This window comes from Copranaerobaculum intestinale (assembly GCF_009831105.1).
Taxonomy (GTDB): domain Bacteria; phylum Bacillota_I; class Bacilli_A; order Erysipelotrichales; family Erysipelotrichaceae; genus Copranaerobaculum; species Copranaerobaculum intestinale.
In genome coordinates, this window is record NZ_WUUQ01000001.1 from 751,886 (window position 1) to 773,782 (window position 21,897).

The 21,897-nt window shown below is 39.4% G+C and carries 20 protein-coding genes; 15 read left to right on the top strand and 5 right to left on the bottom strand.

Annotated features, from left to right (window positions below; all coding sequences use genetic code 11):
• Positions 1–3 precede the first annotated feature (3 nt).
• The 9 genes from ligA to GSF08_RS11505 all read left to right on the top strand — a co-directional run bounded on the left by ligA (position 4) and on the right by GSF08_RS11505 (position 9,231).
• Positions 4–2,001 carry an NAD-dependent DNA ligase LigA gene (gene ligA / locus GSF08_RS03715; RefSeq protein ID WP_160624470.1) on the top strand — a complete coding sequence of 666 codons (1,998 nt, stop codon included), beginning with the start codon at positions 4–6 and terminating at the stop codon, positions 1,999–2,001.
• Complete coding sequence (locus tag GSF08_RS03720) at positions 1,991–3,082, top strand: CamS family sex pheromone protein (protein WP_160624471.1); 1,092 nt, start codon at positions 1,991–1,993, stop codon at positions 3,080–3,082. The genes ligA and GSF08_RS03720 overlap by 11 nt, the downstream gene beginning before the upstream one ends.
• Positions 3,083–3,093: 11 nt before the next feature.
• Entirely contained in the window at positions 3,094–3,387 is a 294-nt protein-coding gene (gene gatC / locus GSF08_RS03725; RefSeq protein ID WP_160624472.1) for an Asp-tRNA(Asn)/Glu-tRNA(Gln) amidotransferase subunit GatC, read from the top strand.
• Positions 3,387–4,808: an amidase family protein gene (locus tag GSF08_RS03730; RefSeq protein ID WP_160624473.1), complete on the top strand. Its 1,422-nt coding sequence runs from the start codon at positions 3,387–3,389 to the stop codon at positions 4,806–4,808. Before gatC ends, GSF08_RS03730 begins: the two co-directional genes overlap by 1 nt.
• Positions 4,805–6,229 carry an Asp-tRNA(Asn)/Glu-tRNA(Gln) amidotransferase subunit GatB gene (gene gatB, locus GSF08_RS03735; RefSeq protein WP_160624474.1) on the top strand — a complete coding sequence of 475 codons (1,425 nt, stop codon included), beginning with the start codon at positions 4,805–4,807 and terminating at the stop codon, positions 6,227–6,229. Before GSF08_RS03730 ends, gatB begins: the two co-directional genes overlap by 4 nt.
• 96 nt (positions 6,230–6,325) lie before the next feature.
• Positions 6,326–6,952, top strand: a complete 627-nt coding sequence (locus tag GSF08_RS03740; protein WP_160624475.1) for a hypothetical protein — start codon at positions 6,326–6,328, stop codon at positions 6,950–6,952.
• A 31-nt stretch (positions 6,953–6,983) separates the two neighbouring features.
• Entirely contained in the window at positions 6,984–8,588 is a 1,605-nt protein-coding gene (gene rlmD / locus GSF08_RS03745; RefSeq protein WP_249805846.1) for a 23S rRNA (uracil(1939)-C(5))-methyltransferase RlmD, read from the top strand.
• Between the two features lie 101 nt (positions 8,589–8,689).
• Positions 8,690–9,061: a TnpV protein gene (locus tag GSF08_RS03750; protein WP_160624476.1), complete on the top strand. Its 372-nt coding sequence runs from the start codon at positions 8,690–8,692 to the stop codon at positions 9,059–9,061.
• Complete coding sequence (locus GSF08_RS11505; RefSeq protein ID WP_249805848.1) at positions 9,058–9,231, top strand: hypothetical protein; 174 nt, start codon at positions 9,058–9,060, stop codon at positions 9,229–9,231. Before GSF08_RS03750 ends, GSF08_RS11505 begins: the two co-directional genes overlap by 4 nt.
• 340 nt (positions 9,232–9,571) lie before the next feature.
• Here the strand turns inward: GSF08_RS11505 and GSF08_RS03755 are convergent, their stop codons facing one another.
• Genes GSF08_RS03755 through GSF08_RS03775 form a run of 5 tightly spaced genes read right to left on the bottom strand, consistent with a single transcriptional unit; the run spans position 9,572 to position 16,741 of the window.
• Entirely contained in the window at positions 9,572–12,460 is a 2,889-nt protein-coding gene (locus tag GSF08_RS03755) for a DEAD/DEAH box helicase (RefSeq protein WP_160624477.1), read from the bottom strand.
• Positions 12,461–12,462: 2 nt separating this feature from the next.
• A complete protein-coding gene (locus GSF08_RS03760; protein WP_160624478.1) occupies positions 12,463–14,901 on the bottom strand; it encodes a site-specific DNA-methyltransferase in 2,439 nt (812 codons plus the stop codon).
• A gap of 10 nt (positions 14,902–14,911) precedes the next feature.
• Positions 14,912–15,085 (bottom strand): type I restriction-modification system subunit M N-terminal domain-containing protein, encoded by a 174-nt coding sequence (locus GSF08_RS03765; RefSeq protein WP_249805850.1) that lies wholly within the window; start codon positions 15,083–15,085, stop codon positions 14,912–14,914.
• 44 nt (positions 15,086–15,129) lie between these two features.
• Entirely contained in the window at positions 15,130–16,128 is a 999-nt protein-coding gene (locus GSF08_RS03770) for a nucleotidyl transferase AbiEii/AbiGii toxin family protein (RefSeq protein WP_160624479.1), read from the bottom strand.
• 4 nt (positions 16,129–16,132) lie between these two features.
• Positions 16,133–16,741, bottom strand: coding sequence for a DUF6088 family protein (locus GSF08_RS03775; protein ID WP_160624480.1), 609 nt, complete (start codon positions 16,739–16,741; stop codon positions 16,133–16,135).
• 677 nt (positions 16,742–17,418) lie between these two features.
• Here GSF08_RS03775 and GSF08_RS03780 point away from each other — a divergent pair.
• The 6 genes from GSF08_RS03780 to GSF08_RS03805 all read left to right on the top strand — a co-directional run bounded on the left by GSF08_RS03780 (position 17,419) and on the right by GSF08_RS03805 (position 21,772).
• A complete protein-coding gene (locus GSF08_RS03780) occupies positions 17,419–17,634 on the top strand; it encodes a hypothetical protein (RefSeq protein ID WP_160624481.1) in 216 nt (71 codons plus the stop codon).
• Between the two features lie 101 nt (positions 17,635–17,735).
• Positions 17,736–18,083: a replication initiator protein A gene (locus GSF08_RS03785; RefSeq protein ID WP_160624482.1), complete on the top strand. Its 348-nt coding sequence runs from the start codon at positions 17,736–17,738 to the stop codon at positions 18,081–18,083.
• A 98-nt stretch (positions 18,084–18,181) separates the two neighbouring features.
• The gene (locus GSF08_RS03790; RefSeq protein ID WP_160624483.1) at positions 18,182–19,042 is read left to right on the top strand and encodes a ParB/RepB/Spo0J family partition protein; all 861 of its coding nucleotides are present in this window, start codon (positions 18,182–18,184) and stop codon (positions 19,040–19,042) included.
• The gene (locus GSF08_RS03795) at positions 19,042–19,218 is read left to right on the top strand and encodes a hypothetical protein (RefSeq protein ID WP_160624484.1); all 177 of its coding nucleotides are present in this window, start codon (positions 19,042–19,044) and stop codon (positions 19,216–19,218) included. The genes GSF08_RS03790 and GSF08_RS03795 overlap by 1 nt, the downstream gene beginning before the upstream one ends.
• Positions 19,219–19,298: 80 nt before the next feature.
• Entirely contained in the window at positions 19,299–20,978 is a 1,680-nt protein-coding gene (locus GSF08_RS03800; protein ID WP_160624485.1) for a recombinase family protein, read from the top strand.
• Positions 20,979–21,403: 425 nt separating this feature from the next.
• Entirely contained in the window at positions 21,404–21,772 is a 369-nt protein-coding gene (locus GSF08_RS03805) for a nuclear transport factor 2 family protein (protein ID WP_160624486.1), read from the top strand.
• Positions 21,773–21,897: the final 125 nt, after the last annotated feature.

Genomic DNA, 21,897 nt, shown 5'->3' on the forward strand with positions numbered 1-21,897 from the left:
TTTGTGGATATTGAAAAAAGAATATTGGAGCTTAGAGAAATTCTGGAACGCTTATCCTATGAGTATTATGTACTGGATCATCCCAGTGCGACCGATCAGGAATATGATCGTTATATGCAGGAATTAACAAAACTGGAAGAAGAAAATCCGCAGTATATGGATGAAAATTCACCGACTCAGCGGGTCGGAGGCGCGGTACTGGAGGGTTTTACTAAAGTAACCCATAAGCGGATGATGCTTTCCTTAGGCAATGCCTTTCATTTGGACGATTTGAGAGCATTCGATGAACGAGTACGCGCGGTTACTGCTGATCCGCAATATGTAGTAGAATTGAAGCTTGATGGCTTGGCTATGTCTCTTCATTATCATGACGGCCGCTTTGTGCAGGCAGTGACACGCGGCGATGGATTAGTCGGCGAGGATGTAACATCAAATGTGAAGACGATCAAAAGTATCCCAATGGCAATCGATCTGATGGGGGACGTGGAGGTTCGCGGAGAAGTGTATATGCCAAAGGCATCCTTCCAAAAGCTGAATGAGCAGCGCAAGGAAAAGGGCGAAGAGGAATTTGCGAATCCCCGTAATGCGGCAGCCGGCAGTATTAGACAGCTTGATAGTTCGATTGCCGCAAGCCGCGGGTTGGATGCATTTTGGTATTATTTTATGGATGCGCAAAGCTTCGGTTATCAAACCCATTGGGAAGCGATGGCAGCCATGGATGATCTGCATATCCGTACCAATCCCAACCGGCGATTATGCCATACCATTGAAGAAGCATGGGAATTTATTCAGGAGATTACCGCAAAGCGGAATGAGCTTCCTTACGAAATTGACGGGATGGTGCTGAAGCTGAATGATTTGTCGGCTCAGGAACAGGTTGGCTATACCGCAAAAACTCCGAAATGGGCGATTGCTTATAAATTTCCGGCTGAAGAAGTGGAAACCCGGCTGCTGGATATTGTTTTGACGGTGGGCCGAACCGGAAGAATCACACCCAATGCGGTACTTGAACCGGTGCGGGTTGCCGGTACGACCGTATCAGCTGCCCAGCTGCATAATGAGGACTTGATTAAGGAGCGGGATATCAGGGTTCATGACATCGTCGTCGTCCGCAAAGCCGGAGATATCATTCCCGAGGTGGTGCGTCCGATTACAAAACGGCGGGAATCGGGGATCCAAGTACCTTATCGATTTCCCCATGCGTGTCCGATCTGCGGAAGTGAGCTTGTCCGCTATCCGGATGAGGCGGCGCATTTTTGCATCAATCCGGACTGCCCGGCTCGCGTGGTAGAAAGTATGATTCATTTTGCATCACGGGATGCGATGGATATTGATACACTCGGAGATAAAAAAGTAGAATTATTCCATAAGGAAGGATTCTTGAATACGATCGAAGACATTTATACCTTAAAAGAGCGTCGGGAAGAAATCTTACAGCTCGAAGGCTTCAAAGAGAAATCTGTAGATAAGCTGTTGTCAGCAATAGAAAACAGCAAACAGCAGCCATTGGAAAAGCTGCTGTATGGCTTAGGCATCAATCAGGTCGGGGAAAAGGCCGCCAAGATACTGGCGCATCAATTTCAGACGATGGATGCCTTGATGAAAGCTACCAGAGAGGAACTGATTCAGATTCGCGATGTCGGTGAAATCACTGCTGATTCAATTTATACATTCTTTAAAGAACCGGTCAATATGGAATTGATCGCACAGCTGAAAGGTTATGGACTTCGCATGGACAGTGATCAGGAGCAGATTCAGCAAAGCATGTTTACCGGTAAAACGGTGGTGCTTACCGGAACGCTCAGTATCATGAGCCGTAATGAAGCATCAGCGGTTTTAGAAAAGCTAGGAGCCAAAGTCAGCGGTTCAGTTTCGAAAAAGACGGATTATGTCGTCTATGGAGAAGCAGCCGGCAGCAAACTTGATAAAGCAGAAAAGCTGGGGGTTGCGACGATGGATGAAGCAGCGTTCCAGCAGGAGGTATCAAAGTATGAAATATAAACAGATTATGATTGCCGGACTGGGCGCACTCTTGGTATTGAGCGGCTGCAAAAGAAGTAGTGACGATACGAAAATAACTGATGCGAAGGGCATTGAAGCGGGTGATTATGACATTCAGCTGCCGTTTGAATCCAGTGATTCCCGAGTCAATCATCGTAAAACATCCGGTTCGATGAATGATGTATATGAAATCGGCGCAGGACTTATGTCACGCAGTAAGGATCATTTCAGTCCCGATTCCTACTTGGTACAGGAAGGTCAGGTATTGACATATTCTAAAACCAAAAATTTACTGGCTTCACAGTCAGAAGATAATAGCAATGGATTAAACCCGAAAAAGGATGAAGCCTTTGATACCGGTAACGGCATGGTAAAGAATCCGGCCATTGTTACGGACATCTATGAGCTTGATTTTATAAAAAATAAAGAAATCAAGGGACTGTCGGTTGCTTTGGTACTGCAGGATACATTTAGTGAGGATGCGAAAACGGAGGCCGGTGTCCCTTATCAAAAGAAAACAAAAATGGATAGTAAAAAACTGCGCTTATATGGAGAAGAAGCAGGCCGGAAATTAATCAGTTATCTGCGTAAGCAACCTCAGGTAGGGGATGATATGCCAATCTACATCGCGCTGTTCTTAGCCAACAGCTCTGATGAAACATTGCCGGGAAGCTATTTTGCGGATGCTTATTTTACCAGCCGCAGTAAAGAATTTTCAGATATTGATGAGGAATGGGTCATGTTTCCAAGCAGCCGAGCCGAGGAACTCGACAGTGCAACGCTGGCACAATTTAAAAATATATCCAAATCAATCGAGGATTTCCTGCCGGAAGACGTAGGCTTTATCGGACAGGGCCGATTTAATGATAAGAAATTGGATGAGCTGCGGATTACCGTCAGTATACAAGCCAAGGATCACGTGGAATGTGTTGCGGTGATCCAGCGGTTGAACGCACTTCTGAATGATTTAAGCAATCAGGATATGGTACTGAAAGTAGATGTTCAAAGCAACCGTGAAACGATTGCCGTACTGAACCGTAAGGAAGGTACGAGTAAGATCACCGTTACAATGTTGATTTAATAGGAGGGAATATGGAAACATTTGATCGCGCATATTTTAAAAAGCTTGCCCATCAGATCATGTTTGATTTAAGTGATCAAGAGATCGACGAGCTTCAGGAAGAGTTTAAAGTGCTGGTATCGCAAATGGAGCTGCTGGAGAAAATCGATACGGATGGAGTAGAACCGATGATCTATCCGTTTGAAGCAGAAACTTCTTACATCCGCGAGGATAAAGTCACGCATGTGTTATCAGCTGAAGCAGCGCTGCGCAATGCGGCAGATGTTCGGGAAGGACATATCCTTGTTCCGAAGGTGGTGAAATAATGAGAATCACAGATTATAAGAAACAAAAACCGGCAGAAAATGCGAAAGATGCGCTGGCAAAGGCAAAGGCGCTTCAGCCGGTGTTGAATGCCGTCGTCACCTTCTATGAGGATACCAAGCAGCAAGCTGATGCGGCCGATGCTAAGGCGGAAGGACTGCTGCGCGGCGTACCGATTGCCTTAAAGGATAATGTATCGACAAAGGATGTTCGCACCACAGCGTCCAGCCGGATCCTGGATAACTATGTACCGGTTTATGACGCGGCGATAACCGAAAAGCTGCGCGATGCGGGAGCAATTTTTATTGCCAAGGCAAGCATGGATGAGCTGGGGATGGGCGGAACCAATTTGAATGCCTATACCGGCAAGGTAAACAATCCATGGGATGTAACTCGTATTTCCGGCGGCAGCAGCGGCGGCAGCGCAGCTTTGGTTGCCAGTGGTGTTGTGCCGATGGCGATTGGAACGGATACCGGTGATTCGGTACGTAAACCGGCTGCGTATTGCGGTGTGATAGGCATGAAACCAACCTATGGAAGAATTTCCCGCTATGGTATTATTCCGTATGCATCCAGTTTGGATCATGTTGGTTTCTTTACTCGCTGTGTGGAAGATGCCGCTGTAACATTACAGGTTCTGGCCGGCCGTGATGACCGCGACCTGACCAGCTCTTTTGAACCGGTTTTGGATTACTCTAACCATTTGGATGATCGGATCGAAGGAAAACGGATAGCAATTCTCGATAATGTGCAGAACGCGGTCAAGGATGAAGAAAGCTTAAAGCAATTCGATACGCTCATGAAATCGCTGCGTGCTAAGGGTGCGGTCATTGAACATATTACCCTGCGTAATGACCTGATGCAGGCCTTGCTTCCTACCTATTCAATACTTGCGAATGCGGAAGCAACCGCCAATCACTCCAATTTGGATGGTATTCGCTTCGGCATGCGCGAGCCGGGTGCTTCGGTTGAAGAAGTCATGATCAATTCCCGTACCAAAGGATTCAGCCCAGCCGTGCGCAAACGTTTTGTTACCGGCAGTTATTCATTGTTTGTGGAAAATCAGGATCGATTGTTTCGCAAAGCGCAAAAGGTTCGCCGCTTAATCGTACAGGAGCTGGAAAAGGCACTTCAAAACTACGACGCGGTGATCGCATGTGCTGCGGGCTCGATCGCTCCCCATGCCGAAGATACAAGTGAAGAAAAACTGTCCCAAACCTATCTGGTTGCAGAGAATCATATGCTGCTGGGAAATTTCTCCGGTTATCCCAGCATCACAGTACCGCTGGGGTTTGTCGGAGGAATGCCGATCGGAGTTTCTTTGACGGCAAAACCGTTTGAAGAACAGCAGCTGTTGAATATTGCTGCTGCGATTGAAAAAGAAACCGGACTTGCAGATCAAACTGCGGAGGTGAAAGCATGAGTTTTGAAACAGTAATCGGAATAGAAATCCACTGTGAATTAAAAACCAAAACGAAAATGTTTTCCAGCGCACCGGTAGCCTTTGGGGAAGCAGCGAATACCTGCGTCAATGAAGTGGATTTAGGTCATCCCGGCACTTTGCCGGCAGTGAATAAAAAAGCGATTGAATTGGCAATTCGGGCAGCTACAGCGCTGCATTGTGAGATTGATCCGGTAGTCAAGTTTGACCGCAAGAATTACTATTACTCAGATTTGCCGAAAGGGTTTCAAATTACGCAGCAATTTCACCCGATCGGAAGCGGCGGCTTTGTGGAAATCGATACGGATAATGGCCCGAAGAAGATCCGGGTCAACCGTATCCATATGGAAGAGGATACGGCAAAACAATTCCATTTATCCAATGGAACGATGATTGACTTTAACCGTGCCGGGACACCCCTGGTGGAAATCGTCAGCGAAGCGGATATGCGTTCCGGTAAAGAAGCAGCTGCCTACGTAGAAAAACTGCGCACAATGCTCTATTATCTTGGCGTCAGTGATGTCCGCATGGAAGAGGGATCAATGCGTTGTGATGTCAATATATCCCTTCGCCCCTATGGCTATGAAAGCTATGGTACGAAAACGGAAATCAAGAACTTGAATTCTATCAGCAATGTGCAGAAAGCAATCGAGTTTGAAATGGCTCGTCAAAGTGATTTGCTGCTGCATGGTCAAACCATCACACAGGAAACCCGCCGCTATGATGAAGCATCTCGCGGAACCATCTCCATGCGTAAAAAAGAGGGGGATGTGGATTATAAGTATTTCCCCGAGCCTAATATTTTCCCGATCCGGCTGGATGATGCATGGATCAAAAGCATTCAGGAAAACTTGGGTGAGCTTCCACAGCAGCGGAAGGTACGCTATATTCAACAATACGGTCTTATGGAGCGTGATGCGGATGTGCTCGTAGCGGTGAAAGAGCTGTCTGATTTTTATGATGAAGTATGTAAATACTGCAAGGAATACAAGCTGATCGCGAACTGGACAATCACCGAGCTGAACGCGGCGCTGAATAAACGGAATTTGACAATTCAGGAAAATCCATGCGATCCAAAATATCTCGGCGATATGATCAATATGATCAAAAAGCAGGAGATTTCGGGCAAGCAGGCGAAAATCGTATTTGAAGAAATCATGAATGGCAAGGATCCGCAGAAAGTCGTTGAAGAAAAAGGTATGAAACAGATGAGCGATTCATCGGCCCTGCTGAAGATCATTAATGAGGTGCTCAATAACAATCCGCAGTCGATTGAAGACTTCAAAAATGGTAAGGATCGCGCTGTCGGTTTTCTGGTCGGACAAGTTATGAAAGCCAGCAAAGGACAGGCAAATCCGGCCTTGACAAATAGGCTGATACAGGAAGAATTAAAGAAAAGATAGCATTACTACCGTTTTTCTTGTAAAATAGAGATTGATAGGAGTGTGAGTACATGAATCATAAGTATGAATTTTAAACGTTATGGTTCAGTGAATAATATGAGTAAAAAACCTTCAAAAGAAAATAAACAGCCAACCCAGAAGACTAAAAAACAGCATAATTACATATTATGGGCGGGTCTTATCGTCTTGCTGATTCCTGTATTGATACTGATATATATTCTGTTTGGTTCAATGGAAAAGACCGGTGTGCCGATCAACGGCAACCGTTTTGATGATGCACTCGACCCGGCGATTTCAGATAAGCAGGTGAAAACACTGAAAAGTAAGCTCGCGTTTGATCATGTGGAATCTGTTTCGGTCAATTTAAAAACAGCAACCTTACGGGTGAATATAAATACCAGTGATGATTTGAATCAGGAGCAGATCACGGCTATCGCTAATCAGGCTTATGATACCGTCAATTCCGTTCTGCCGATTAAAACATATTTTACGGATACCAACAAGGTTCAAATGTATGATCTGGAAATCAATGTGTATAATGTGATCCCGGATGAAAAGACTCAAACGGCGCAGATATATGTAATTAAGTCGAAGTCGGCATCTAAGAATGAGCCGGCGCTGCAGGTGGTTAGTCAGCCAAAGAATCAAGATGTAGCGAATTCATTGCTGAATCCCGATACATCGAAAGTTCCTCAGCAGCCATCTGGCGAAACAGGAGAATAGAAGGGCGTAAGCCCTTTTTTAAGAGGTAGAAATGATGAATAAAAATGAATTTGTTATCGGCACTTGTGAAAACTATACACACGATGGACAGGGCGTTGTGAAAATTGACGGTTATCCGATTTTTGTGAAAGGAATTATCCGCGGTGAAAAAGCGAAAATTCAAATCATGAAGGATAAAAAAACGTATGCATACGGCAGAGTTGCAGAACTGCTGGAAGTAAGTGCACACCGCATAAAACCAAAGTGTTTGGTTTATGGGAAATGCGGTGGCTGTCAGCTTCAGCATATGGATCGAGAAGCCCAGCAGGATTTTAAACGAGAAAAAGTACAGGATGTGGTTACTCGCATCGCAAAGCTGCCGATTCGTGTAAATCCGGTATTGGATATGGAGGTACCTTTTGCATATCGAAACAAAGGCCAGATTCCGGTGGATGTAAAACATGGTTCAGTAAAGACCGGTTTTTACCGTATCCACTCCAATGATATTGTCGATATTGAACAATGTCTGATTCAAAGTGAAGTAATCAATGAAATTTTGCAGGTCATCAAAAAAGATTTAAAGGTTTATAAGAACGGAAAGGATCTGCGTCATCTGTTGATCAAGCATGCTTTCTCAACCGGGGAAGCGATGGTTGTCTTTATCAGCAGAAATCGCGATATTCCTCATCTTGATGAAATGATCGCGCACATCCAAACAGTGTATCCAAAACTGAAAACCGTAATTGTGAATTTGAATCAGCGTACAGATAACGTGATCTTGGGCAATTGTGAGTATATCGTTTATGGAGATGGTTATATCGTAGATGAGCTGCAGGGATTAAAATTTTATATTTCCTCCAAATCATTTTATCAGATCAATCCGGTGCAGACAGTTAAGCTGTATCAGCAGGTTCTTGCGTATGCTGATTTGACGGGCCAGGAGAAGGTGCTTGATCTTTACTGTGGGGTTGGGACGATATCTTTATTTTTAGCAGGCCAGGCTAAATTGGTTACAGGAATTGAAATTGTTCCGGAAGCGATTGCCGATGCGTTACGAAATGTGGCATTAAATAATATTGATAATGTTAATTTTGTGTGCAGCGATGCAGCCAGCTATGCGAAAGAGCTTGTGAAAAAGCAGCAGCAGCCCGATGTAATTGTTGTAGATCCGCCGCGGAAGGGATGCGATGAGATAACTTTAAAAGCCATGATAAAAATGGAACCGCAGAAGATTGTTTATGTGTCCTGTGATCCGGCAACGTTGGCTCGTGATTTGAAGGTACTTTGTGAAAATGGGTATGAAGTGCAGGCGATTCAACCTGTAGATATGTTTCCGCAGACGTATCATGTGGAGACGGTTGTTTCCTTGGTTAGAAAAAATCCGGATGCGTATGTAGACGTCACAATAGATATGGACGAGCTTGATTTAACGGCTTCTGAGACAAAAGCAACCTATCAAGAAATTAAGGATTATATTTTTGAAAAGTATAACGTCAAGGTTTCTTCATTGTACATTGCACAGGTAAAACAGAAATATGGCATCATTGAACGAGAAAATTATAACAAAACTAAGAGTGATGATAGTAAGCAACCGAAATGTCCGGTGGATAAAGAAAATCTGATTGCGGAAGCATTAAGGTATTTTAAAATGATATAAAAGTTCAAAGATTTTAATTTCTAATCTGCAATCGGCACATTGGTAAATGTAAAAATCCTTCTGTAAAATGATAGTACAATCAAATTACAGGAGGATTTATTATGCAAACAATTTATGAAACCATAGGTATAGGTTATGTACGACAGGGCGATTATCTCATCCCCAACATTAAAGTTGAAGACAATCCGAATTATGAAATCGGACTGTGGGGTCAGCGTTATCGCAGATACTTAAAGCAAAATCATAAGGTGATTTACTACAACTATTTAACAGCAGGAACATTGTATGAACACCTAAGTGAGATTGACAAACGAGCAGAAGAAATGTTTGATAGCATTGTAAAATCACTTGCCGAGAAGGACAAAGTCAATGAAGTTTTGAAAGCAAAATCACCGATGATATGGGTCGGAGAGATGAATAATATTCGTAATCAAGCGACTGAAATTGTTATGGATGAGGTGCTTAGTCTATGAAAAAATATCATCTCTACTTAACATCCGAAGAAAGAATTTTGATTTTAAAATCACTTATCGGACTTAAAAATCAATTATCAAAACAAGGCAAATATACTGATGGCGTAGATGAAATCATTCCGAAAATTATAGGAGCCAAGCAGAAAAATCTTAAAATTAAATACATCTAAGTTAGAATAAAAGCACATTGAGCGAGAGAAAATAAATCTCTTTTCAATGTGCTTTATTTATTTTTGCTGAAATAATAAAATTGATGTGCAATCTTAGCGAGCAGACCATTTGTATACCCACAAACGGTAAAACTGCTTTCGCTTGCGTGTTCTCAGCGAGCAGTGCATTTGTATATCCATATACAAATACCTCGTTAGGGACACCCTAAGACCTAATAAAATGTAGTTTTATTTATCCGACATCCTTACGCTGCACCAATCCAGCCATATCCCTGAACCGCCATATCCACAAAGTGATTCATGAGCAGAGAAACTTTTGAATCAAAGGCTGCTTTATCCTCTACATAAAAAATCCATCTGTATCAAAAATATGGTCAAGTTCATCGTTTGTCATTGCATGAGAGACCTTATCTCTGATAGCACTCTTCGACATATCCAGACGCTTGAATTTATTTTTACCTGCAGCATCTTTTCCCATTCTAATAAGCTGAATACGACCAACTCCAGGATTCTGGCGAGCATATTCTGCAAAACCTTTAGCTTTACCAAGGTTATCCTTAAATTCAGAATTGTGTGGTTCAAGAATATCAATTACATATCCGAGTATATCATCTCTTCGTACAACGATAAAATCAGGATATGTAGGCTTAGTGATTGTGTCAATTTCATATGGAATACAAAGAGCCCATGGCGCTCTAACAGGATTTCTAATCCAGCAGATAAAATCATCCTGTTTTTCTTCTTCCTCGATGACTCCAGTTTCCCAAGTATTAAGCTTTAGTTTTGCAAATCCTGTTTCGTCATCTACAAAAAGATGATTTCTATATTCAACTCCATCACTATCATGTGGAATCTGAATAGTCTCTGGCAAACGGAAATTGTGCTTACTTACAACATCGCCGTCTGAAACAATTGTATCGTACAGTCTTCTTATTTTGTCAGAATCCACTGTCGCTATATATCTGCGATATTTATCATTCAAGTCATGGAATCGCTTCTCAGCATAATTATGTAAGTTCTTTAAGTTATCGTCATCGGCAACAAACAAAATGACATCAATCTTGAATCCATTAGGATCATTAATATCCATGTATTTGTTGCCATACACATTTCCTATACCTTCATTCTTAAGCTTACTATCTGCCACTCTAAACTGACGATCTACATCCGTATCTGTAGTCGTGAATAAATCATGGACATAATAATTGTCCACAGTTTCTCCAAAGGCATCGAAAATCTGTGTTGCAAGCTTGAACTGCTTAACTTGGAGAACTAAATCTTCATACTTACCATTTGACTTCAGTTCCTCAATATATGAATGAATCATATCAGCAATCTCTGACTGTACCTCACGGATTGCTTCCTTGTGAAGATTAGAGATTGTAAGCAGATGAGCCATTTTGAATAAAGAAACTAAATAGTCATTCACAGTAACCGAACGGACATTATAAGACAATAATCCTGCGTCATTAATGAATTTCATGACTTCTTCTCTGTCAAACAAGTCTTCAACTTCAACTTCTTCTTGAAGAGTTTCTAAAACATGCTCTTCAGGTACTTGATGATTATTTTCGTGAGTTGCATCATCTGTGTTGTCAGATACTCCCACATGGTCATCTTCTGTAGAAACAACGGATGAATTCACTCTTTCAGAACCGGCAATAGACGGTCTTGTATTTGACATAGTTTCATCACTGTTTCTTGTAGTTTCCTGAGAAGGATCATCCAGTATTACAGATTCAGAAGTTTCGTTTGTTGTCGTATTATCGTTTTGATCTGTGTTAGTCAAATCAAAAATAGTGATTTGATTCGGATTAACATTTTCTTGTTTTTTCTTTTTAGGTTTTACAGTTAATGTATCAAATTTTCTTCCGGAAATAGTCTGACCAAATACATCGGTAGGGATTTCTCCACCCTCACTGCTTTGTAGTGCATCTACCACATCCTTAACAGTATCGGCATTGAAGTATGGCAAATACAGATGAACATCATTTAAGATATCATCTACTTGGATATGCATCTGCATAGGTGTTCTTACCATTCTGCCAAGAAGCTGTGCGATATAAGTAGCATCTGTAGCATGTCTAAAAGACATCATAGTTTCTGCCCTTGGGCAGTCCCAGCCTGTCGATAAGTTCTCCTTAAAGAAAACAACTCTTATATTTCTGTCATCAGATATTCTGGAAGGCTCCACATACTCGATGTCTAATCCATTTACTGTTACAGCAGATGTAGTCTGACCAAAAGTATGAACAACCTGTCCGTTCTCAAATTTAAATCCGATACGTTCTTCAATTTTGCTCAAGCAGTCGCTTAAATCTGTGTCAGTAAGTTTACTTCCGGAACCATTAAGAACTTGGATAACCAAGATAGGATTGACATAGGCATAGTGCTGCTCAAAGCAGTATTGAGTCCAGTGGTCCCATTTTTCCTTCCAGTCATCTGCTGCCGCTTGAAGAATAGCCATATCAGTATTTACTGCATCTTCTTCAGGATATGTGATAACAATTCTATCCTTAAGCAGACCGGACGCACGCACCTCATCAGCGGTAACAACAGACTTATGAATAGTAGATGATGTGCCTTCTACAAGTGCATTAAATCTTTGAGATGTAGCCGACATTCCAATAACTACCGGCATTGGTGGGATATTATCCTCTTCGCTACCTTTTATAAATTTTTGCATGATAGTAGTTGCTCTACCAGCCTCACGACCTTGCATACCTCTGTGTGCTTCATCAATGATAAAGTATAGTCTATCGCTCTTGTCTCTTACTGTATTAGAAATAGTCTGCCAAATCGTATATGTGCGGCCGTCACTATTCTTTGTGAGATTGGATGTCTTTGATAGCTTCTGTGTATTCAAGAAATAGATATGCCCATCCTCGAATACCTCTCTGTCAAAAGAATCCTCTGTAACAGTCACGCACTGACCAAGACGAATCTTGTCTGCCTTAGCATCAATCTTTAGCTTTGATTGTTCATTAAGCTGTGGCGAATCGGAAAGCCACACAATTATGGAATCCTGCTGCTCACTATATGCTTCATCACCAAAGAATATGCTCTCTATAAGAGAAGCCATAATAATTGTTTTTCCTGCTCCGGTTGGTGCAGTAAAAGAAACTACCTGTGGTGCGTGTGTTCTCTGATAGCTTCCCATAGCCTCAGCTGTTTTCATTCGGATATCAGCGAGGGCTCTTTTTTGAAATGCGAATAATTCTACCTTCATATTTACCTCCCTGTGTTGATTCTAAAATTATCCAAATAATCTCTGTACAGCTGATAGCAATCCTTACCATCGTAATGGCGTATCATTTCTCTATATGCAGTCTCAGAGTCAGTGACTATAAATATTGTTTTAATTTCCGGGTGTTTTTGAAGTTCTTCATCAAATTCCGAATAGTAAATTTCATCATTAAGTATCGCCATTTTATTTTGTGGCAGAATCATCATTGATGGTATATCTTCTGATTCTATTGTAGGACACTTGCCGATAGCATTGCCTTTCATCCATAGAACTGGGAGTAGTTCCTTGAACTGTCGGCCAAGGGCTACGGATGTTTTGTCCAAGAATGATAGTTTAAAGAATGCAGCATTAGTTTTGAATCCCACTTTCATAGGTAATTTTACCGGTTCACTAATGACAATATCGCCCAACGTTTCTTTTATTTCTTTTTTACATGCAGAAAAGATCTTTTTGTTTTTTGTAACTATGTATAAGCTAGTGATATGATCCATTCCTTGAAGTGCTTCAATCCATTCATCTGCGACAGTGTCATCAAACAAAATTGAAATTGTATGCTTTTCATTATCTGAAATAATATATTTCGTGTCCTGTTTGATTAAGCTTTGTGGTATAACGCCCTTAGCTATCAGTGCTGTTAATTGCTTTTTTTCAGACAGTGTCATACTCAAAGGATTTTCTATAAAGGCTATTTGACTTACACTTCGTTCCTTCTTTGATTCTGTTAAAATGCTTGTGAAATATTCGCCTTCTAATTCAGAATCATCATCACGAAAACCATTAATAGTATATTTTGTACGAGGCCATGTAACTGACTGCGCGATACCATGTTTTTCCCATTCTAGATCTCCCACCTTGAATCCATTCGTTGATAATTCAACAGCTTCTTCATTTGATGTTTCATTATTTGTTACTAGGATGCATCGACGACTTCCGGTATCCTCTGCATTTAATAAATTAACAGCATTTAATGTTGTTCCGGAGCCTGCAAAAAAATCTACAATTAGAGCTTTTTTATTATTTCTAACTACTGACGCGATTGCATCTTTTGTAGAATACAAAGATTTAGGGAACGAAAAAGCTCTCGACTCACCAATTATAGTTGATACCATATCAGAGCCTTGAGCTCCAGCATCATGTAAACTCCTATGCCATACAGTCATAATTTGCTTAGATTTTTCAGATGCATATTCAACCTTAACAGTATTAGTGACCTCATCTCTTTCAGTTATGATTATTTCTCCATTCTGTATTTGGTTTCTTAAACTTTGACTCAAATAGGATAAACCCCATGTTTTTCGTTTAGAATCATACTTTCCCAAAGAGATATATCCCATTTGCAACAGCTCATTAAATGTTTCAGTACTTAGCATCCAGCGACCTTCTGATAAATCAGATCTTATCGGCCAAGCAACTTCGTATCCTTCTATTTTTTCACCTAATATTGGTTTCTCTGGATATGGTAATGCTCCTAAGGCTTTGATTATTTTTTTGTTCTCAGCATCTATTAAAATTGGATAGAATAGATTTTTGCTGTCTTCTCTTCTTGAGTCAGCTCCAGAGCGAAGAAGTCCTTTCCATCTTGGTTTTTTTGATTGTTCGGATTCTCCTAATAGTGAGTCATTACTCGGTATAACATATGCATCTGGCATAAAACAGAAAATTGCATATTCTTCCACTCGAGAAAATCTTCCTCGTGTATTTCCTTTGGGGTTAATTACGATTGTCACCATTTGTATCACAGCCTCAGGGAATATTTCATCTAACAACATTCCAAGGTGATGAACTTCATTTTCATCTATTGTTACTATAATTACTCCAGTGGATGGGTTTAGAATTTTTTTTGCTAACCTTAATCGTTTTTGCATCATAGAAAGCCATTTACTATGACGCCAATTATCAACTGGATCTACATAATCATTATTATATTTCCAGTCTTTTTCTCGATTATTATATGGTGGATCGATATAAATGCAGTCCACTTTTCCGGCGTAGAGATATTCCAATAATTGAAGAGCATGGTAATTATCAGCTTCAATCAATGTATGCCATAAATCGCTATCAGGAGCATTCTCCACGGAATCAAGTGGTTTAAGAGTAGGATAAATAGGCTCACCAAATTCAGCCACTACTACCATTTCTTCAATATCAAAGGTAGCCTCTTCTCTAGTTTCACGGCTCTCACAGATTACTTTGTCATCATCAATTTTCAGCACAGTATATATGTCATTGACATATCCTGTCTTTTTTGCCACCTTAGAGCCTACATGAATCTCCATATCATATAACGGAGTACACTCAGGAAGGTGCTCCTCAAAAACAAGCCCGAACTTTTTTTGCTTGACGAGTTTATCTGTCTCTTTCATAATCCTGTCTCTAAGTGCAGGATCATCTATTTGTTGAATTAAATCTTGCAACAAGGCCATATTACTTACCTCACTCTTCTGTAATTGTCTTATGTTGTTTATATAGAATATCAGCATATCTAAGAAAGATAAGTCCTAAGATAGGCTGACCGTATTTATTTGCAGCCAAATGGGCACTTGCACGAAGCACATCGGCAGAGTGCCATAGCATATCCTTTAAATTTTTCAATTCTTTATCTGTCATAGCAGTAATGCTCCCAGTTCAAACAAGTGGCAGGATAATAAGAATTAAATTTCATTAATCTCTTTTTCTAACTGTTCGATGCCTTTAAGGATAACCTCAAAATCGGGTTTATCGCCGAAAATCATATTCTGCATATGTTCATAGTCTTCTTTAAGAACTTGCAAATTTCTTTCAGGCGGCATCAGGTTCATTGTGCCAACCTTCGCTTCCTCATATTTCGCCCAAGGGCAACGATAAAATTTCTTTTTAAATTGAACCACTTTATCAAGTAATTCAATGTCTGCAAAAGCGTCGTCTTTCACAGATGAGTTCATCATACAATACAAATCGTAATAGTGACGGGAATATCTTGCAGGAAATGTCTTATTTTCTGGTCTATATGCTTCACGGTGTAAAATCGTGACTTTTTCCCAAAATGTTCTTTTAGGCAGCACCGTTAAAATATTTGTTGTCGGTTCAGTAAAGAGCTTGGGATATTGAATTGCGGCATAGGGAGTGATGGGCTTAAGTTCAGCCGGAGTCCACGCCGCAAGAGCACCGATTTCAAGACGGATAACCGGCAGAATGGATGCATCTTCAAAACTTCGGTTATATGCAAAAACTACTGTCTGCGGATCGCTTTCTTCTATGTAACAATTAACTGAAATATCAAGTTCGGCTTGCAAATCAGCAATAACGCTCGGCATAAAGGTTTCTTTCAAAAACTCTTCTGTGCGGCGATTTGCCTCTTTGTTGAAAATATCCTGCTTTGTATTACTGCGGTCTTCCCAAGGCTCGTTCAAGGTAAATCCAATAACACGCCAATCAAGAATGAGATCTATGTCCTCTGAAAACCTCTCAATAAGTCCATAAGATTTTGAAAGGCTTGTACCGCCCTTAAAAGCGATATTATCCTTCCATTCAGAACGGTGAAAAAGATAGTCGAGCATAAAACACACCCAAAAATCTTTTTCAATAATGGCATTGGTAAGTCCCATTTTCGCTGCCGTATTTTGAAATAAAGCCTTACGGTCTTTTTCATTAATTTTTGCAATATTTCTCATATAGTTAACTCCTGCAAATCAACTTAATATATTCATATATCCATGAGGTTGCGGCTTTTGCTTCTTTGAGGCAAGCCGCTTTTTCTGTGGAGGTTAATGTGCTTTGTAATTTGGCGATTGTTGTATCTTTTACATTATCTTTGCCAAGGGCTTTAAGAGCTTGAACTACCAAAGCGGTTTTATAAGATAACTTTGAAATTTCTTTATTGGTAGTATGCTTAAATTTAATTGTTGTATTTTCGTAGGTATATGTTTCATATTTGCCGTCGCTCACATAAACCCAAGCAGCCGGTATTTGTGTTGACAACCCTAATAGATTTAATGCAGTATCTCCGCACGGAACAATAGTCCATCCGTAATTACGAGCAAGAGCGTGGGCAACTTTATCTGGCAATGGTGCAACATATTCACCGAGAAATTCATTAAATTCCGGCTTATAATAAACGCCACGCAAAATTCGGCGTATTATACCGTCTGCTTCAAGGCGTGAAAATATAACACCGATTCTCGACTTTTCAGTAAGTTCTGCAAAGTCAACCGATACAAAAACTGTACCCGTTTTTGCACCTTCAATAAGGCTTTTTATTTTATTAGCAAGGCTTAAATTACCCATAATCCGCCTCCAATGCATTTTGATAAAAATAGTATACTCTTTTTTTATCAGAATATCAAGAGCTTTTTCAATACAATTGGTAAAACGAATCTAACAATTAACTTTTATAATTCGTAACTTTATATAAGACTTACTTCCGACACTTATCGATAATGATAAGTGTTTTTTTATTGCTTATTTTAAATTTAAGCAATTCGGTTTTAGGCGGTTGAGCCTAACGAGTACCGTTTGGATATCCAAATGGTCTGCTCGCTACGACAGCAATTGCAAAATTTGGATATACATTTTTGGAAATATTCCTTTCAGTTTTTTCAAAAATCTTTGCTATTTTTCACCTTTTCAATGGCTACTTATTGAAAGATTTTTTTGAAATTTTTCAAAACAGACTACAAAAAATCTCCTCCCGGTTCAAACAAGTAGAGAGGTAAATATTTTCTGAAAATGTCCTGACTTTTTGCTTTCTCCGTTCAAACAAGTGAGGGGATATTTTTTCAAGCAAATAAAAAATTATCAAAATGGGTGTGCATTTTATTGCTCCCAGTTCAAACAAGTGAAGGGGATTTTTTAAAAACAGGGTGTCATTTTAAGTTTTAATTCCAAACAAGTGAAGAGATTTTTTAAAAACACCCTGACTTTTTCATCTCTCAGTCCAAACAAGTGAAAGGAGGTTTTCTGATATGCCGAAACTGACAAAATCACAAAAGCTGGAATGGGCGTTCTTCATAAGCACGGAAAACGGAAGAAGAACATACAACAGTCAGTGCAGAAAATGTGTTTTCGATTGCAAACAGAGCTTTCGGGCAGATATTGTTTGTTGCCCTAAGTTTAAATCCAAAAGGCAGAAATATTATCAACCGAATAAAAGCGGACAACAGCACCTTGAAACCAATTAAGGAAAATATATGGTTTGAAAATTTAAAGCTCTTACAGGAAAGAAAATCCTTAATTTCAGCACCAAATCAATACAAAAAATCATCAGATTGGAGGTGAAGCCGTGAATGAATATTTTAAGGTTAGCGAAGCTGAGAATTTCGTCTTTTACAAAGTCCCGAAAGCATTGTTTACAGATAACAGGTACAAGGATGTATCAACAGACGCAAAAATGCTCTACGGACTTCTGCTTGACCGTATGCACTTATCCGTTAAAAACGCTTGGGTAGATAAATACGGCAGAGTGTATCAGTTCTTTACTGTGAAGCAGGCAGAAGAACTACTGCATTTCGGTCACGAAAAGATATGCAAGCTGTTCCGTGAATTGGAACAGTCAAATTTAATATTACGAAAAAGACAAGGACAAGGTAAGCCGAACATTATCTATCTCAAAAAGTTCTCTCAGTTCTGATTTTCGGATTTCTTAAAGTCCTGAAAACGGAATGTATTAATACTGATAGAGTTAGATATTTACTTACCGAAAAAGAGAAATATATACGGAGGTTAAAAATGTCAGATAAAGAATTTATTGAATATATGAAAGCAGATATGCTTGTTCCTTTTAAAGACCATCCATTTAAAATGCGAGACGGTGATGAAAAGGAGCAACTGCTTGAAAGCATTAAAACACAAGGAGCAATAGAACCGCTTATCGTTCGTTCTTCTTCGGAGGGTAAATACGAAATAATCAGCGGTCACAGAAGATTAGCGGTTTGCAAAGAACTTGGAATAGATAATATTCCGGTAATAGTGCATAGCTTAACCGATGAGCAGGCTGTCTCAATGATGGTTGATGCTAATATCCACAGAGAAAGTATTTTACCGAGTGAACAAGCCTTTGCTTACAAAATGAAATTGGAAGCTTTGAAAAAACAAGGATACCGTTCTGATTTAACTTTTTCGCAAGTTGCGAAAAGGTTAAACAACAGTGAAACCATAGCTGAAGGTTTCGGGATAAGTAAAGACACCCTGCACCGATATATCCGCTTAACCGAATTGATACCGGAGCTGCTGGGTATGGTTGATGATGGCAGAATCGCTTTAACTCCTGCTGTTGAGCTGTCATATCTCACAAAGGAACAACAGCAACATCTTGTTGATGAAATCGAATATACAGATGCAACGCCTTCACTCTCACAAGCACAGCGTTTGCGTTCGTTATCAAGGCAAGGTCATTTAGGTAAAGACGCAATTTATGTGGTTATGAGTGAAGAAAAAGCTAATCAGAAGGAACAGGTAAGATTTGCAAAAGAGGATATACAAAAGTATTTCCCCAAAAATTACACATCTAAGGATATGTCAGAAGTTATTGTAAAGCTCCTTGAAAATTGGCAAAGAAAAAGAGAACGAAACTCAAGGGAGGAAAGATAATGGATTTAAAAAATGAGACGATGAATCATGCAGAATATGATAGATTCATCGATTTAATGACAAAAATGTATTTAAAATACGGAAATCAATATAGATTACTGACCATGGAAGATGTCAGAAAACTCTTCCCTGCCCATCAGTGTGAAATAAATAAAAAACCACCGAGAGGAGCTTAGGCTCCTCTTAGCGGCACATTGGAAAGTGGCAAAAAGTCAAGGTAAAATATTAATACAAAAATTAAAAAGGAGTTCAAAAAATGAAAAATAAAAGCTGTTATATTTATACTCGAGTCTCTACATCAATGCAAGTGGATGGCTTCAGTCTTGAAGCACAGAAAGAAAAACTCAGAAAATATGCTGAATTTCAGGAATTTATAATAGCCGGAGAATATTCTGACGAAGGAAAGTCCGGAAAGAGTATTGAAGGCAGATTAGAATTTCAACAAATGTTAAGCGATATATCTTCCGGTAAAGATAGTGTGGATTACGTTTTGGTATTTAAGTTATCCCGCTTTGGAAGAAATGCTGCGGATGTTCTTAATTCTTTACAGCAAATGCAGGATTATGGCGTAAATTTAATTTGCGTAGAAGATGGAATAGACAGTTCAAAAGATAGCGGGGAATTGATGATTTCTGTGTTATCTGCCGTTGCGGAAATCGAGCGAGAAAACATTCTCGTGCAAACGATGGAGGGCAGAAAACAAAAAGCAAGAGAAGGAAAATGGAATGGTGGATTTGCTCCTTACGGCTATAAATTGGTTGATGGTGAACTAAAAGTCGCAGAAGATGAAGCAGAAGTTATTCGTGTTATATATGATAAATTTATTCATACTACGATGGGAGCTAACACTGTAGCAAAATATTTAAATCAGCAAGGATTTGTAAAGAAAAAGCGCCAAAACGGCACTTTAGATACATTTACAGCTCATTTTGTTAAACTTGTATTGGATAATCCTATCTATTGCGGAAAAATTGCTTATGGCAGAAGAAAAACAGAAAAAATGAAAGGCAGTAGAAGTCAGTCTCATGTTGTGAAACAGGACGATTATATGGTCTATGATGGAATTCACCAAGGGATTATAGATGAAAAAGACTGGCTTTTAGCTCAAGACAAGCGAAAAAAGACAGGAATAAAAAACGAAAAAATTTACAGTGTGGAACATCAGCATTTGCTTTCCGGCATTTTACGATGTCCGGAATGTGGTGCAGGATTATACGGAAGTGTAAATCGAAAAAGAAAAAAGGACGGAAGTTTCTATAGAGATTATTGGTATTACGCCTGCAAACATCGTATGGAGTATGATGGGCATAAATGCACTTATAGAAAGCAAATCCAACAGGATATAATCAATGATGCTGTTGTTGAGGTTATCAGACATATAGTAAAAAACTCACGATTTGATAAATCTATAAAAGAAAAATTAGAAGTCAGTACAGATTTAGAAATATATAAGACTGAGGAAAACTCTATTAATACCCATATTAAACAACTTAATGCAGCAAAGAAAAGATTAGGCATTCAAATAGACCAGCTCGATTATTCCGATAAACATTATGAAGAAAAATATAGCGATATGCAAAATCGAATGAATTCACTTTATGATGAAATTGCAGAAGCACAAGAGTCTTTAGAAACGGTGCAAATGCAGATACAAGGGATTCACGAGCAACAGATTTCACAGGAGAGAATATTTGAATTTCTTGAATTATTTGATATAATATATGATAAGTTTACAGAAATAGAGAAAAAGGAATTTCTGCAAAGCTTTATTAAGCGGATTGAAATATATCCTCAGCCTTTGGAAAATGGTCAAATTCTAAAGAGCATACAGTTTCGTTTCCCGATATATTATCGTGGGAATGAAGGAAACACATTTTTTCCGAATTCTGAAAACACAGTCGAGACGGTCGTACTTTTGACTCGCAAACCTTTTTAAAAATGAATGTATTTCTTTGAAGCTTTTCCATATAAGCATGATAAATCAATGGCAGTAATTTCATATGATCAGCGTTCGATGATTTTCTGGAAATGAAATTAGAATAGAGAATATACGAAGATGATGTTTTTCGAATATCAAACAAACTATGCGAAAAAGAATTGAACATTTTTCATACAGATAAAAGAGTATTCATTGTGTAATTACAAGTGAGTGTTTAAGAAAACAATTATATGAAAATTTATCATTATATCAAATTACTTGATTTGCATGACTTGTCCTTTACCTGTATTAAAACAAAGAGAAGCTGAGCGGAATGTTTAGGATCAGCATCAGCTTCTGACAGCTACCTGTTTTTGAAAGGTGTAACTTGTTAGAAAAGAGATAAATGAAATAATAGATATAACGGATTAGGAGAAAATAGTATGGATATTCAACAGTTTTGGAAAGTAACATTACAGCAGGATGCTGTAGGCATGAAAGAATTTTTTGCTTCCGATGCTTGGATCAGGTGGCATAACACAAATGAACATTTTACAGTGGATGAATTTATTCAGGCAAACTGTGAATATCCCAATCAATGGGATGGGAAGATTGAGAGAATGGAAAAGATTGACGATTTCATAATCACAGTAGTCCATGTTTTCTCTATAGATCAGCCGCTGTCTTTTCATGTCACTTCTTTCATTAAAGTAAAAGATAACAAAATCGTGTCGATCGATGAATATTGGGGAGAAGATGGTATAGCTCCGCATTGGAGACTGGATAAAAGAATCGGCAAAGCAATTTCATAAAGTATTTTATATCTATTAAAGATTGGCTTCTTCCAGTGAATGATAAGCTATTCGTGATTGTTTGATGAATGTTGAATGATCACTTTTTGTTATATAAAAAGAAGTGACATGAACTTTGCCTAATA

Excerpts from the sequence above, each read along its gene's own strand:
- GSF08_RS03720 (WP_160624471.1), top strand. The coding sequence starts at position 1,991 with ATGAAATATAAACAGATTATGATTGCCGGACTGGGCGCACTCTTGGTA.
- gatC (WP_160624472.1), top strand. The coding sequence starts at position 3,094 with ATGGAAACATTTGATCGCGCATATTTTAAAAAGCTTGCCCATCAGATC.
- GSF08_RS03730 (WP_160624473.1), top strand. The coding sequence starts at position 3,387 with ATGAGAATCACAGATTATAAGAAACAAAAACCGGCAGAAAATGCGAAA.
- gatB (WP_160624474.1), top strand. The coding sequence starts at position 4,805 with ATGAGTTTTGAAACAGTAATCGGAATAGAAATCCACTGTGAATTAAAA.
- GSF08_RS03740 (WP_160624475.1), top strand. The coding sequence starts at position 6,326 with ATGAGTAAAAAACCTTCAAAAGAAAATAAACAGCCAACCCAGAAGACT.
- rlmD (WP_249805846.1), top strand. The coding sequence starts at position 6,984 with ATGATGAATAAAAATGAATTTGTTATCGGCACTTGTGAAAACTATACA.
- GSF08_RS03750 (WP_160624476.1), top strand. The coding sequence starts at position 8,690 with ATGCAAACAATTTATGAAACCATAGGTATAGGTTATGTACGACAGGGC.
- GSF08_RS11505 (WP_249805848.1), top strand. The coding sequence starts at position 9,058 with ATGAAAAAATATCATCTCTACTTAACATCCGAAGAAAGAATTTTGATT.
- GSF08_RS03755 (WP_160624477.1), bottom strand. The coding sequence starts at position 12,460 with ATGAAGGTAGAATTATTCGCATTTCAAAAAAGAGCCCTCGCTGATATC.
- GSF08_RS03760 (WP_160624478.1), bottom strand. The coding sequence starts at position 14,901 with ATGGCCTTGTTGCAAGATTTAATTCAACAAATAGATGATCCTGCACTT.
- GSF08_RS03765 (WP_249805850.1), bottom strand. The coding sequence starts at position 15,085 with ATGACAGATAAAGAATTGAAAAATTTAAAGGATATGCTATGGCACTCT.
- GSF08_RS03770 (WP_160624479.1), bottom strand. The coding sequence starts at position 16,128 with ATGAGAAATATTGCAAAAATTAATGAAAAAGACCGTAAGGCTTTATTT.
- GSF08_RS03775 (WP_160624480.1), bottom strand. The coding sequence starts at position 16,741 with ATGGGTAATTTAAGCCTTGCTAATAAAATAAAAAGCCTTATTGAAGGT.
- GSF08_RS03780 (WP_160624481.1), top strand. The coding sequence starts at position 17,419 with ATGCCGAAACTGACAAAATCACAAAAGCTGGAATGGGCGTTCTTCATA.
- GSF08_RS03790 (WP_160624483.1), top strand. The coding sequence starts at position 18,182 with ATGTCAGATAAAGAATTTATTGAATATATGAAAGCAGATATGCTTGTT.
- GSF08_RS03795 (WP_160624484.1), top strand. The coding sequence starts at position 19,042 with ATGGATTTAAAAAATGAGACGATGAATCATGCAGAATATGATAGATTC.
- GSF08_RS03800 (WP_160624485.1), top strand. The coding sequence starts at position 19,299 with ATGAAAAATAAAAGCTGTTATATTTATACTCGAGTCTCTACATCAATG.
- GSF08_RS03805 (WP_160624486.1), top strand. The coding sequence starts at position 21,404 with ATGGATATTCAACAGTTTTGGAAAGTAACATTACAGCAGGATGCTGTA.